This is a genomic window from Arthrobacter sp. KNU-44 (assembly GCF_051843155.1).
Lineage (GTDB): Bacteria > Actinomycetota > Actinomycetes > Actinomycetales > Micrococcaceae > Arthrobacter.
This window is the reverse complement of the sequence record NZ_JBPXNG010000002.1, coordinates 1,448,857-1,463,609: the sequence shown is the minus strand read 5'-3', so window position 1 is coordinate 1,463,609 and position 14,753 is coordinate 1,448,857. Positions and strand designations below refer to the sequence as shown.

At 60.3% G+C, this 14,753-nt stretch carries 3 protein-coding genes, 3 rRNA genes and 1 pseudogene; 6 read left to right on the top strand and 1 reads right to left on the bottom strand.

Annotation, left to right across the window (positions count from 1 at the left end; all coding sequences use genetic code 11):
* Window positions 1-130 precede the first annotated feature (130 nt).
* From ACSVHC_RS07570 to rrf, 6 genes are all read left to right on the top strand, one after another.
* Window positions 131-2,209, top strand: a complete 2,079-nt coding sequence (locus tag ACSVHC_RS07570; RefSeq protein ID WP_437772453.1) for an alpha-1,4-glucan--maltose-1-phosphate maltosyltransferase — start codon at window positions 131-133, stop codon at window positions 2,207-2,209.
* 5 nt (window positions 2,210-2,214) lie between these two features.
* On the top strand, window positions 2,215-4,011 hold the full coding sequence (gene treS, locus ACSVHC_RS07565; RefSeq protein WP_437772454.1) for a maltose alpha-D-glucosyltransferase: 1,797 nt from the start codon (window positions 2,215-2,217) through the stop codon (window positions 4,009-4,011).
* A 1-nt stretch (window position 4,012) separates the two neighbouring features.
* Window positions 4,013-7,699: a 1,4-alpha-glucan branching enzyme gene (locus tag ACSVHC_RS07560; RefSeq protein WP_437772455.1), complete on the top strand. Its 3,687-nt coding sequence runs from the start codon at window positions 4,013-4,015 to the stop codon at window positions 7,697-7,699.
* Window positions 7,700-8,192: 493 nt separating this feature from the next.
* A 16S ribosomal RNA gene (locus tag ACSVHC_RS07555) occupies window positions 8,193-9,715 on the top strand.
* 580 nt (window positions 9,716-10,295) lie between these two features.
* Window positions 10,296-13,433: ribosomal RNA gene (locus ACSVHC_RS07550) — 23S ribosomal RNA — on the top strand.
* 142 nt (window positions 13,434-13,575) lie between these two features.
* Window positions 13,576-13,692: ribosomal RNA gene (rrf, locus tag ACSVHC_RS07545) — 5S ribosomal RNA — on the top strand.
* The 16S, 23S and 5S rRNA genes sit together here, the layout of an rRNA operon.
* A 409-nt stretch (window positions 13,693-14,101) precedes the next feature.
* Here rrf and ACSVHC_RS07540 read toward each other — a convergent pair.
* Window positions 14,102-14,599 (bottom strand): annotated as a pseudogene (locus ACSVHC_RS07540) (transposase); the annotation flags it as partial.
* Between the last annotated feature and the right edge of the window lie 154 nt (window positions 14,600-14,753).

Sequence of the window (14,753 nt, the reverse complement as noted above, 5' to 3'; positions counted from 1 at the left end):
AGCGTCACACTAATCCACTCGGTGGACGGCAGGAACAGCTTTCGGTTTCTTTTAGGTAAATGACACATTGCGCGGAAGAGTCTGGGGTACCTCTTCGCAAAATGTGATTTTTCTCGCTAACGTCGAGGTTGTGACCACTACTGCAGCACCGCGATCCAGCTCAGCGTCCAAGTCCAAGCAGAAGGCCGGTATCACCGAAGGTCTTAGATTCGGCAGATTCCCCATCACGGCCGTGCAGCCCGTGATCGAGGAAGGCCGGTTCCCGGCCAAGGCCTTGCCTGGTGAAGATTTGGTGGTTGGCGCCACGGTCTTCCGTGAGGGCCACGACCAGCTGGGGGTGAGCGCCGTCCTGCTGGACCCCAAAGGCAAAGAACGCCAACGTGTCCGGCTCGCCCCGGCCCCGGGTGAGCGTGGCAAGGGAACGGACCGCTGGGAGGGCCTGCTGACTCCGACGACGCCCGGAGCCTGGACCTTCGCAATCGAAGCCTGGCACGACCGCTATGGCACGTGGCATCACAACGCGGAAGTGAAGGTCGAGGCCGGCATCGATGTGGAGCTCATGCTCGCCGAGGGTGTCGCGCTGCTCGCCGAAGCGGCAGGCGAAAGCGCCCGAAGCGCGGCGGACAAGCGAATCCTTCGCGCTGCCTCGGAAGGCCTCGCCGATACTTCGAAGACTGACGAGGAGCGCCTTGCCGCCGGCTTCAGCGAAGAGGTCGTGGCCGTCGTCGAGCGCCAGCCGATCCGTGAACTCGTGACCGTCTCGGAACAATACCCGCTCCTCGTGGAGCGTGACCTCGCCGGCCGCGGGGCCTGGTACGAATTCTTTCCCCGCTCCGAAGGTGCCGTTTTCGATCCCACCACGGGAACGTGGACTTCAGGCAACTTCACGACGGCGGCCAAAAGGCTCGACGCCGTTGCGGACATGGGCTTCGACGTCATCTATCTGCCGCCTATCCACCCGATTGGTTTCCAGCACCGCAAGGGACGCAACAACACCTTGACCCCGGGTCCGCAGGATCCGGGCTCGCCGTGGGCCATCGGCTCCGAAGCCGGCGGCCACGACGCCATCCACCCAGAATTGGGCTCGTTCGAGGATTTCGACGGGTTTGTGGCCCGCGCCAATGAGCTGGGCCTCGAGGTCGCTCTGGACTTGGCGCTGCAGGCCGCCCCGGACCACCCCTGGGTGAAGACCAATCCGGAATGGTTTACCACTCGGGTTGACGGCAGCATCGCCTATGCCGAAAACCCGCCCAAGAAGTACCAGGACATTTACCCGCTGAACTTCGACAACGATCCCGCTGGACTCTCCAAGGAAATCCTGCGCATTGTCTTCCTCTGGGTGAGCCACGGCGTGAAGATTTTCCGCGTGGACAACCCCCATACCAAACCGGTGTGGTTCTGGGAATGGCTGATCGGCAAGGTCAACAAAAAGTACCCCGACGTCGTTTTCCTCGCCGAGGCGTTCACCCGCCCCGCGATGATGCACGCTCTCGGCCGGGCAGGTTTCCAACAGTCGTACACGTACTTCACGTGGCGGAACACCAAGACCGAACTGGAATCGTATTTCCAGGAGGTCAGCCACGAATCCCCGGCGTATTTCCGACCCAATTTCTTCGTCAATACCCCGGATATCCTCACCGAATACCTCCAATACGGCGGTCCGGCCGCGTTCCGCATCCGCGCCGCTTTGGCGGCGACGGCCAGCCCGCTCTGGGGCGTGTACGCCGGATTCGAGCTGTACGAGCATGTGGCGCGTCCCGGTGCCGAAGAGTACATCGACAACGAGAAATATGAGTTCAAGGACCGCAACTGGGATGCCGCGGCCGCTTCCGGGCACAGCCTCGCCCCGTACATCACGCGGCTCAACGCCATCAGGAAGGCCCACCCCGCCCTGGGCGACCTGCAGAACCTGACTTTGCACCACAGCACTGACGACGCCACCATCGTGTTCTCCAAGCACAAGACCTTGCCTGACGGCAGCAAGGACACCTTGATCATCGTGGTCAACGTCGATCCCCACGGCATCAGGGAAAGCACCGTGACCCTGGATCTCTCGGCTCTTTCGCTGGATCCATCCGACTTCACCGCCAACGGACGATTCTGGGTGGATGATTTGGTCAGCGGCGAAAGCTGGGAGTGGGGCGAGTACAACTACGTCCGACTGGACGCCCATCAAGAACCGGCACACATTCTCAATATCCGGAGGTAGCCTTAGTGAGCTTTAATCCGCAGGGTCAAAATCAGTACTTCACGCCGAAGAACACTTTCGAGCTGAACGCCCCGGGTCTTCAACATGACCCTCATTGGTATCGAAAGGCTGTTTTCTACGAGGTTCTGGTGAGGGCCTTCGCGGACGCGAATGGCGATGGTTCCGGTGACTTCCACGGACTGATCGACAAGTTGGATTATCTGCAGTGGCTCGGGGTGGATTGTTTGTGGCTGCCGCCGTTCTTCGATTCGCCTTTGCGCGACGGTGGTTACGACATTTCCGATTACACATCCGTGTTGGACGAGTTCGGCACCATCAGCGACTTCAAGCGGCTCGTGGCCGAAGCCCACGCGAGGGGCGTCAGGGTCATCATTGACCTCCCGCTGAACCACACCTCGGACCAACACCCTTGGTTCCAGGAGTCACGTAAGAATCCGGATGGTCCGTTCGGGGACTTCTACGTGTGGAGTGACACCGACGAGAAGTACCAGGACGCGCGCATCATCTTCGTGGACACGGAAGAGTCGAACTGGACGTTCGATCCGATCCGCCGGCAGTTCTTCTGGCACCGCTTCTTCAGCCACCAGCCCGACCTGAACTTCGAAAACCCCAAGGTCGTCGAGGCCCTGCACGACGTCGTCAGGTTCTGGCTGGACCAAGGCATTGACGGATTCCGGGCAGATGCCATCCCGTACCTCTTCGAGGAAGAGGGCACCAATTGCGAAAACCTGCCGGCGACCCACGGTTTCCTGCGGGACCTTCGGAAGATGGTGGACGAGAACTACCCGGGGCGTGTGATCATCGCCGAAGCCAACCAACCGCCGCACGACGTCGTCGAGTACTTTGGCACGGAGGAAGAACCGGAATGCCACATGGCCTTCCACTTTCCCATCATGCCGCGCCTGTACTATGCGCTCCGTGACCAGAAGGCTGCCCCCATCATCGAGACGCTGCGGGACACCCCGGGAATCCCGGCCGGCGCCCAATGGGGCACCTTCCTGCGCAACCACGACGAACTCACCCTGGAGATGGTCACCTCCGACGAACGTGCCGCCATGCTGGGCTGGTACGCCCCGGACCCGCGGATGCGCGCCAACATCGGGATCCGGCGCAGGCTTGCCTCGCTGCTGGACAATTCCCGCTCCGAGATCGAACTGATCAACGCGTTGCTGCTTTCCCTTCCGGGCAGCCCCTTCTTGTACTACGGGGATGAAATCGGGATGGGAGACAACATCTGGCTTGACGACCGCGACGCCGTCCGCACGCCCATGCAATGGAACCCGGACCGCAACGCAGGGTTCTCCAACGCCGACCCCGGAAAGCTGTACCTGCCCGTCATCCAGTCGCTGGTCTACAACTACAGCATGGCGAACGTCGAGGCCGAAGCGGCCCATTCCGGATCGCTCCTGCGCTGGACACGGCAGATCCTGAGTGTCCGGAGGAACCACGCGGCCTTCGGGCTAGGCGGCTACCGGAACGTTCCGGCAGACCATGAAGTGGTCCTTGCCTATTTGCGCGAACTCCGGGAGGACAATCCGGAAGGCGAGGACGCCGAATCGATCCTGTGCGTTTTCAACCTGTCTCAGCATCCGGTTGCTACCACTCTGGATATCCCTGAATATGCCGGAAGAGGCTTGAGGGATGTGTTCGGAGGCCAACCGTTCCCGGGAATCGGCGCCGATGGCTCCCTGACCCTCACGCTCGGCAGCCACGACTTCTTCTGGCTTCGGATACGTTCGGCGGGTTCCACCGCCTCCTCGCCGTACACCCAGGCCATCCCAGTGCTCTCCATCGAAGGCTGAGATGAGTCTCATGGCGCCCACCACGGTTCTGGCCTCCCTGCTCAAGGAATGGCTGCCCCGGCAGCGCTGGTTTCCGGTCAAGGCAGGGTTATTCGAACTGGATTTCGTCGGTTCGTTCGTCCTTTCCGCGCCCGCCTTTGGCACAGGCTCGGAGGTCCAGCTATTGTCCGTCGCTTACGCAACGGCCGACGGCGGGAGGCAGACCGACATCATCCAAGTACCGCTTAGCTTTCGTTCCGCGCCCTCGGCCGCTTTGGCACCTGCCTTGGTGGGCCAGATCGGTGGAACAAGCGAGCAGGATCCGGCTATCTGGGTATACGACGCGCCCCACGATCCTGACTTTGTGACGGTATGGCTCGATCTCATCCGGGGTCAGGCGTCCGCCGAGCCCGGCGAGGGGGAGTGCACCGCGAGCGGACATACCGTGCCTGGCAGCCTGCGGCTGCCCTCTGCCTCAGGATCCGTGCGAGTCTCTTCCGGCGAGCAGTCCAACACTTCGGTGATCGTCGACGACGGCGTGTCCGCGGCGATCGTGAAGATCTTCCGGGTCGTGTCGGTCGGCAAGAACCCCGAGGTGGAGGTGGGCGCGGCCTTGACCTCGGCCGGTACGAAGGAAGTGCCGTCCACCCTTGGATGGATTACGGGAACGTGGGAGGTACGGACAACCCTGGGTCGCCATGGCACGGCCTCGGCGGATTTCGCCGTTGCCCACGAATTCCTTGCCGGCGGACAGGACGCTTGGCGCCTCGCCGTCGACGCCGCGGCATCGGGCAGCGACTTTACAGCCGAAGCCCGGCAACTGGGCCAGGCGACCGCCACCGTGCACCTCCGGCTCGCGGAAACCCTCGGAACCGTCCGGGAACGCGTCCCGGGCCAGGACATCGCGCCCGAAGTAGCCCGGCGCGTCCGCCAGTCGTGGGCTGAGGCGGGCACCGCCGTCGGGCCCCATGAGCAGCAGCTCGAGGCACTCCTGACGCAACTGTCGGGGAAGGAGGCCGGGACGCTGCAGCGCATTCACGGGGACCTTCACCTGGGCCAGATCCTCTTGGTGCCTGGCGCTGCGGGAGAACCGGCCCGGTGGGCGATCCTGGACTTTGAAGGCGAACCCCTGAGGCCGATCGAACACCGTAATATTCCCGACGTTCCCCTGCGGGACGTCGTCGGGATGCTGCGGTCGTTCGACTACGCCGCCGGCGCGGCCATCCGCGAGAACCCGGGCGCCCGGGTTCCCGCCACGTGGGTTGACGACTGCGCCGAGGCTTTCCTGGCAGGCTACAGCGACATCACCCCTGGAACTATTGACCGCCGCTCGCCGCTGTTTGTGGCATTGTGGCTGGACAAGGCCTTGTACGAGGTGATCTACGAGCTGCGGAACAGGCCGGACTGGTTGCCCATTCCGGTCAATGCTTCGCGGCAGCTCCTCGGAAACACGAGCCCCGGCACGGATGCCGTGGCGACATCGGAAGGTAAGGAAATGACAGGCTCAGCACGTACCGAACGGCCCCGAGTCCCGCTGTATGTGGACGCCGCAACCCTGGGCCGGGTGGCCGCCGGTGCGCACCACGCCCCGCACTCGGTGCTGGGCGCTCACCTTGACGACCACGGTCACGTCACCATCCGCACCGTCAAGCACCTCGCGGCGGAAGTAACCGTGGTCACCGAAGCCGGTTCCGTACCGATGACCCACGAGACCGACGGGATCTGGGTGGCGGTCCTCGAACCGCTGCAGCACGGCCACGTTCCGGACTACCGCCTCGACGTCGTGTACGGCGATTCCGCGCCGGTGACGATCAACGATCCGTACCACTACCTTCCAACCGTCGGCGAGGTGGACCTGCACCTCATCGGCGAAGGCAGGCACGAACGGCTCTGGGACACATTGGGCTCCCACGTCCAGCACTACCGCTCCCCGCTCGGCGATGTGGACGGCGTCTCCTTCGCCGTCTGGGCGCCAAATGCACAGGCAGTCCGCGTCAAGGGCGACTTCAACTCTTGGGACGGGCGTGAACACGCCTTGCGCTCGCTCGGTTCTTCAGGAGTCTGGGAAGTCTTCATCCCGGGCGTTGTAGCAGGGGCGTGCTACAAATTCGAGCTGCTGACGAAGGCCGGCCATTGGGTGGAGAAAGCCGATCCGCTGGCCTTCGGCACCGAAGTTCCGCCCTTGACCGCGTCACGCGTGGTGGAGTCCAGCTACCGTTTCAAGGACGACGCCTGGATGACGGCGCGCGCCAACAAGGACCCGCACAACTCACCCATGAGCGTCTACGAAGTCCACCTTGGTTCCTGGCGCCTTGGCCTGGGGTACAAAGAGCTGGCCAAGGACCTCGTGGACTACGTGAAATGGCTTGGCTTCACCCACGTCGAGTTCATGCCAGTGGCCGAGCACCCCTTTGGCGGTTCATGGGGCTACCAAGTCACGTCCTACTTTGCTCCGACCTCTCGATTCGGGCATCCGGACGAATTCCGGTTCCTCGTTGATTCGCTGCACCAAGCGGGCATCGGCGTCATCCTGGACTGGGTCCCCGCGCACTTCCCGAAGGACGCCTGGGCCCTCGCCCGCTTCGACGGCGAACCGCTGTACGAGCACTCCGATCCCCGGCTCGGTGAGCACCCGGACTGGGGCACGCTCATCTTCGACTTCGGCCGCACCGAGGTCCGGAACTTCCTGGTCGCGAACGCCCTGTACTGGCTTGAGGAATTCCACATCGACGGGCTCCGGGTGGACGCAGTGGCCTCCATGCTCTACCGGGACTATTCGCGCGAGGAAGGGGAGTGGTTCCCCAATGTCCACGGTGGACGCGAGAACCTGGAAGCCATCTCCTTCCTCCAGGAGGTCAACGCCACGATCTACAAGACCCACCCCGGGGCAGTGACCATCGCCGAAGAATCTACGGCGTTCCCGGGCGTTACCGCGCCGACCAACCATGGCGGCCTGGGGTTCGGCCTCAAATGGAACATGGGCTGGATGCACGATTCCCTCAAGTACATCTCCGAAAACCCGGTGAACCGCCGCTGGCACCACGGTACGGTGACTTTCTCCATGGTCTACGCCTTCACGGAGAACTTCCTGTTGCCCATCAGCCACGACGAGGTAGTGCACGGCAAGGGATCGATGCTGCGCAAGATGCCCGGCGACCGGTGGCAGCAGCTTGCCAACCTCCGGGTGTTCATGGCTTACCAGTGGGCGCACCCGGGCAAGCAGCTCATCTTCATGGGCACCGAATTCGGCCAAGAGGCCGAATGGTCCGAACAGCACGGGCTCGACTGGTTCCTTGCCGACATTCCGGCGCATCGCGGACTCCAGTTGCTCACCCGCGAGTTGAACACGCTGTACAGCTCGACGCCGGCCCTTCATGTCCGGGACAACGAGCCCGGCGGTTTCCAGTGGATCAACGGCGCGGACGCGGACCGAAACGTACTGACCTTTATCCGGTGGGACAACGACGGCAACCCCCTGGTGTGCGCCGTGAATTTCTCGGGAGGCCCGCACCAGAACTATGTGCTCGGCGTCCCGTCCGCCGGCGCATGGCAGGAAGTACTCAATACTGACGCCGAGGTGTACGGAGGCTCGGGCGTGATCAACAGCGGCGAACTGCTTGCCACCGCACCCGGGGCGGAAGGATTGCCTGCGGCACTGACCGTCACCTTGCCGCCGCTCGGAGCTTCTTGGTTCACGCCTGTGGGGTAGTTGTTGTGTTTGTCTGAGGTGAAGGGTCCGGAAGCCTTGAGTTTCCGGGCCCTTTGCGTGGATCTAGCGGACGACCGCTGAAGCGCAGCAGGCCGCCTGGCGGGGCTTTTGCCTCCCCGGAGAACTGGTGGTATAGTTAGTACCCGCGCTGCTCCCCAGTGGAGATCGGTGAAGTTGACTGAGTTCCTCGTGAAGATCAAGTCAAGAACGCCGATTTGACTAGGAGGCAAGCAGCCGGTAAGTTTGAAAAGTTGCTCCGGAGCGATCCTGGACCCTGTGGGGTGTGGGTGGTGCCGGGTGTGTCTGTTGTTTGAGAACTCAATAGTGTGCCAAGTTTGTTGATACCGATTTATTTTATATGAATTGGTTGTTTTGGCTGGTTCTGTGTCGCTTTGGTGGCGTGGGGCTGGTTTTTTACAGCTGGTTTCAAATTTTGTGCAGCTCTTCTGCCGTTATTTCCGGTGGTTGTGGTTGTGTCTGTTTTTGTTTTACTTCAACGGAGAGTTTGATCCTGGCTCAGGATGAACGCTGGCGGCGTGCTTAACACATGCAAGTCGAACGATGATCTCCAGCTTGCTGGGGGGATTAGTGGCGAACGGGTGAGTAACACGTGAGTAACCTGCCCTTGACTCTGGGATAAGCCTGGGAAACTGGGTCTAATACCGGATACGACTGCTCCGCGCATGCGGTGGTGGTGGAAAGCTTTTGCGGTTTTGGATGGACTCGCGGCCTATCAGCTTGTTGGTGGGGTAATGGCCTACCAAGGCGACGACGGGTAGCCGGCCTGAGAGGGTGACCGGCCACACTGGGACTGAGACACGGCCCAGACTCCTACGGGAGGCAGCAGTGGGGAATATTGCACAATGGGCGAAAGCCTGATGCAGCGACGCCGCGTGAGGGATGACGGCCTTCGGGTTGTAAACCTCTTTCAGTAGGGAAGAAGCGAAAGTGACGGTACCTGCAGAAGAAGCGCCGGCTAACTACGTGCCAGCAGCCGCGGTAATACGTAGGGCGCAAGCGTTATCCGGAATTATTGGGCGTAAAGAGCTCGTAGGCGGTTTGTCGCGTCTGCTGTGAAAGACCGGGGCTCAACTCCGGTTCTGCAGTGGGTACGGGCAGACTAGAGTGATGTAGGGGAGACTGGAATTCCTGGTGTAGCGGTGAAATGCGCAGATATCAGGAGGAACACCGATGGCGAAGGCAGGTCTCTGGGCATTAACTGACGCTGAGGAGCGAAAGCATGGGGAGCGAACAGGATTAGATACCCTGGTAGTCCATGCCGTAAACGTTGGGCACTAGGTGTGGGGGACATTCCACGTTTTCCGCGCCGTAGCTAACGCATTAAGTGCCCCGCCTGGGGAGTACGGCCGCAAGGCTAAAACTCAAAGGAATTGACGGGGGCCCGCACAAGCGGCGGAGCATGCGGATTAATTCGATGCAACGCGAAGAACCTTACCAAGGCTTGACATGAACCGGTAACGCCTGGAAACAGGTGCCCCGCTTGCGGTCGGTTTACAGGTGGTGCATGGTTGTCGTCAGCTCGTGTCGTGAGATGTTGGGTTAAGTCCCGCAACGAGCGCAACCCTCGTTCTATGTTGCCAGCGCGTGATGGCGGGGACTCATAGGAGACTGCCGGGGTCAACTCGGAGGAAGGTGGGGACGACGTCAAATCATCATGCCCCTTATGTCTTGGGCTTCACGCATGCTACAATGGCCGGTACAAAGGGTTGCGATACTGTGAGGTGGAGCTAATCCCAAAAAGCCGGTCTCAGTTCGGATTGGGGTCTGCAACTCGACCCCATGAAGTCGGAGTCGCTAGTAATCGCAGATCAGCAACGCTGCGGTGAATACGTTCCCGGGCCTTGTACACACCGCCCGTCAAGTCACGAAAGTTGGTAACACCCGAAGCCGGTGGCCTAACCCTTGTGGGGGGAGCCGTCGAAGGTGGGACCGGCGATTGGGACTAAGTCGTAACAAGGTAGCCGTACCGGAAGGTGCGGCTGGATCACCTCCTTTCTAAGGAGCACCATTATCGCTCCCTGTCCGGCCGCATGGTTGGTTGGGGGGTGTGTGGAAGCAAAGCCCATTGCGCAGGCGTCTGTTCTGCGGTGGGTGCTCATGGGTGGAATATCAGCAGATAGCGGCCGGTTGGTTCTTGTCCGCCCCTAGTACGGATGCTCTTTGAGTGTCTTGGAACGGTGCGGGTGGGGGGTGGCCGGTTTTCGTGTTTGGCACACTGTTGGGTCCTGAGGCAACAGGGCCGTGGCGTGGGGTGCGTGGCCTGTGAGGGTTGCGTGGTTTCCGTGGTGCGGGTTTGTGTGTTTCTGGTTTCCTGGCTGCATGGTCTTCGTGCGTTCGTGGTTGTTCTTCGTCTTTGGTGGCGGGGGTGGCCGGGTGCGGGGGGGTGTGGTACGGGGTTGTTGTTTGAGAACTACATAGTGGACGCGAGCATCTGATACGGGCCGGCCTTCGGGTTTGGTTCGTGTCATACAGCAATTTCTTTTTATGAACCTGGATCCGGCCGTGGTGTGCATCCTTCGGGGTGTGCGGTGTGGCGGTTTCTGTGGTTCTCTCGAGAAGTTTTTTGATCTTGTGTGGTCAAGTTTTTAAGGGCACACGGTGGATGCCTTGGCATTAGGAGCCGAAGAAGGACGTAGGAATCTGCGATAAGCCTGGGGGAGTTGATAACCGAACGGTGATCCCAGGATGTCCGAATGGGGAAACCCCGCCAGACGCGCTTGCGTGATCTGGTGACCCGCATCTGAACACATAGGGTGCGTGGGGGGAACGCGGGGAAGTGAAACATCTCAGTACCCGCAGGAAGAGAAAACAAGAGTGATTCCGTTAGTAGTGGCGAGCGAACGCGGATGAGGCTAAACCGTTCCATGTGTGATAGCCGGCGGGCGTTGCATGGGCGGGGTTGTGGGACTTTCCGTACTGGTTCTGCCGGACCGGTGGGGTGAGAGCATGGACATAGGTGAACGGTCTTGAAAGGCCGGCCGGAGAGGGTGTTAGCCCCGTAACCGTAATGTTGTGTGCCGCCTGGAGAGGATCCCAAGTAGCACGGGGCCCGAGAAATCCCGTGTGAATCTGTCAGGACCACCTGATAAGCCTAAATACTTCCTAATGACCGATAGCGGACCAGTACCGTGAGGGAAAGGTGAAAAGTACCCCGGGAGGGGAGTGAAACAGTACCTGAAACCGTGTGCTTACAATCCGTCGGAGCAACCTTGTAGTTGTGACGGCGTGCCTTTTGAAGAATGAGCCTGCGAGTTAGTGTTACGTCGCGAGGTTAACCCGTGTGGGGTAGCCGTAGCGAAAGCGAGTCTGAATAGGGCGAGTGTAGTGGCGTGATCTAGACCCGAAGCGGAGTGATCTACCCATGGCCAGGTTGAAGCGACGGTAAGACGTCGTGGAGGACCGAACCCACTTCAGTTGAAAATGGAGGGGATGAGCTGTGGGTAGGGGTGAAAGGCCAATCAAACTCCGTGATAGCTGGTTCTCCCCGAAATGCATTTAGGTGCAGCGTTGCGTGTTTCTTGCCGGAGGTAGAGCTACTGGATGGCCGATGGGCCCTACAAGGTTACTGACGTCAGCCAAACTCCGAATGCCGGTAAGTGAGAGCGCAGCAGTGAGACTGTGGGGGATAAGCTTCATAGTCGAGAGGGAAACAGCCCAGACCACCAACTAAGGCCCCTAAGCGTGTGCTAAGTGGGAAAGGATGTGGAGTTGCGAAGACAACCAGGAGGTTGGCTTAGAAGCAGCCATCCTTGAAAGAGTGCGTAATAGCTCACTGGTCAAGTGATTCCGCGCCGACAATGTAGCGGGGCTCAAGTACACCGCCGAAGTTGTGGATTTCAGATAGTAGACAAGCCTTCGTGGTTCAGTCGTCTGGAGTGGTAGGGGAGCGTCGTGTGGGCGGTGAAGTCGCGGTGTAAACCAGCGGTGGAGCCTACACGAGTGAGAATGCAGGCATGAGTAGCGAAAGACGGGTGAGAAACCCGTCCGCCGAATGATCAAGGGTTCCAGGGTCAAGCTAATCTGCCCTGGGTAAGTCGGGACCTAAGGCGAGGCCGACAGGCGTAGTCGATGGACAACGGGTTGATATTCCCGTACCGGCGAAGGACCGCCCATGCCAAGCGGGGGATACTAACCGCCCGGAGCCTGCCCAATCACCCTTGTGGTGTGCGGGTTTTGGCCGAGCGCGGGACCTGATCCCGGGAGGTAAGCGTATTAACAGGTGTGACGCAGGAAGGTAGCCGGGCCGGGCGATGGTTGCCCCGGTCTAAGGATGTAGGGTCAGCGATAGGCAAATCCGTCGCTGTGTCTTTGATGACGTTCCTGAGATCTGATGGGACCCCCGTCATGGGGGGATCCGGTGATCCTATGCTGCCTAGAAAAGCATCGGCGCGAGGTTCCAGCCGCCCGTACCCCAAACCGACACAGGTGATCAGGTAGAGAATACCAAGGCGATCGAGAGAATTATGGTTAAGGAACTCGGCAAAATGCCCCCGTAACTTCGGGAGAAGGGGGGCCCCAACCTTGAACACCACTTGCTGGTGGGAGGGGATCGGGGCCGCAGAGACCAGGGGGAAGCGACTGTTTACTAAAAACACAGGTCCGTGCGAAGTCGCAAGACGATGTATACGGACTGACTCCTGCCCGGTGCTGGAAGGTTAAGAGGACCGGTTAGCCGCAAGGCGAAGCTGAGAATTTAAGCCCCAGTAAACGGCGGTGGTAACTATAACCATCCTAAGGTAGCGAAATTCCTTGTCGGGTAAGTTCCGACCTGCACGAATGGAGTAACGACTTCCCCGCTGTCTCAACCATAAACTCGGCGAAATTGCAGTACGAGTAAAGATGCTCGTTACGCGCAGCAGGACGGAAAGACCCCGAGACCTTTACTATAGTTTGGTATTGGTGTTCGGAGTGGCTTGTGTAGGATAGGTGGGAGACGTTGAAGCCCGGACGCCAGTTCGGGTGGAGTCATCGTTGAAATACCACTCTGGTCACTTTGGACATCTAACTTCGGCCCGTGATCCGGGTCAGGGACAGTGCCTGATGGGTAGTTTAACTGGGGCGGTTGCCTCCTAAAAAGTAACGGAGGCGCCCAAAGGTTCCCTCAGCCTGGTTGGCAATCAGGTGTCGAGTGTAAGTGCACAAGGGAGCTTGACTGTGAGAGAGACATCTCAAGCAGGGACGAAAGTCGGGACTAGTGATCCGGCGGTACATTGTGGAATGGCCGTCGCTCAACGGATAAAAGGTACCTCGGGGATAACAGGCTGATCTTGCCCAAGAGTCCATATCGACGGCATGGTTTGGCACCTCGATGTCGGCTCGTCGCATCCTGGGGCTGGAGTAGGTCCCAAGGGTTGGGCTGTTCGCCCATTAAAGCGGTACGCGAGCTGGGTTTAGAACGTCGTGAGACAGTTCGGTCCCTATCCGCTGCGCGCGCAGGAAATTTGAGAAGGGCTGTCCTTAGTACGAGAGGACCGGGACGGACGAACCTCTGGTGTGTCAGTTGTACTGCCAAGTGCACCGCTGATTAGCTACGTTCGGATGGGATAACCGCTGAAAGCATCTAAGCGGGAAGCTCGCTTCAAGATGAGATTTCCATACACCTCGTGTGTGAGAGGCCCCCAGCCAGACCACTGGGTTGATAGGCCGGATGTGGAAGACAGGACTAAAGACTGTTGAAGCTGACCGGTACTAATAGGCCGACAACTTACACCACACAAACACGATCACTGCTTGCGTCCACTATGTGGTTCCCGAACAACAAACCCGTTGCTCCAGGAACCAAACAACTGAACAACAACACCACAATGTTGTAACCAGTCTTCCCACCCCGCACCTGCGGGGACGGGTAACAGGGTTACGGCGGTCATAGCGTGGGGGAAACGCCCGGTCCCATTCCGAACCCGGAAGCTAAGACCCACAGCGCCGATGGTACTGCACCCGGGAGGGTGTGGGAGAGTAGGACACCGCCGGACAACCATTAACGGCCAGGCCCCGACACCACGTGTCGGGGCCTGACCCATTTAACCACCCCCGGATTTAACCCCGGCCCGGCTGACGTGAGCGGGGGTTTCCGAACGGGGACACATAGGAGAGCGGGGGTTTGGGATATCAAACCCCCGCTCACCTATCACCCGGTTCCCACCAACCCCGGCTCACCTATGGGCGGGAAATCCCCAAACCCCCGCTCACCTATGGGCCGGTTCCCACTAACCCCGGCTCACCTATGGGCCGGTTCCCACTAACCCCGGCTCACCTATGGGCCGGTTTCCACGAACCCCGGCTCACCTATGGGCCGGTTTCCACGAACGCCTGCTCACCTATGGGCCGGTTTCCACGAACGCCTGCTCACCTATGGGCCGGTTTCCACGAACGCCTGCTCACCTATGACCCGGTTTCCACCAACCCCGGCTCACATAACAGGGTCGGGGCCGGGAGTGTCCGTTTTCCTTCGAAGCTGATGGCGAAGGCATTCAGGGCCGGTTTCCATCGTGCAATCCATCGTGCTCTGCTTCGCCCGGTGGGGTCCAGTGCCCGGGTGGCCAGGTAGAGGCATTTCAGGGCGGCCGGGATGGTTGGGAAGTGTCCCCGGGCCCTGACCGCGCGACGGTAGCGGGCGTTGAGGGATTCGATGGCGTTCGTGCTGCAGATGACCCGCCGGATCTCCACGTCGTAATCCAGGAATGGGACGAACTCGCTCCAGGCGTTGTCCCACAGTCGGATGATCGCCGGGTACTGCTTGCCCCATTTACCGGCGAACTCTCCGAGGCGTTCCTTGGCCGCGGTCTCGGACGGTGCCGTGTAGACCGGGCGGAGGTCCCGGGCCATTTCGGTCCAGCTTTTCCTTGAGGCGTAGCGGAAGGTGTTCCGCACCAGATGCACGTTATGCCGACGTCGGCATAACGTGCATTATGCCGACCTTCGGATTATGCCGATGTGGTCGCGGGATCCTTTGCGGGACAAGGGCCCGACCCTGGCAAGGTCGGCATAATCCAGTGCGCTGATCCATGCTTGCCTTTCCGTCGTGGAGAGGAGA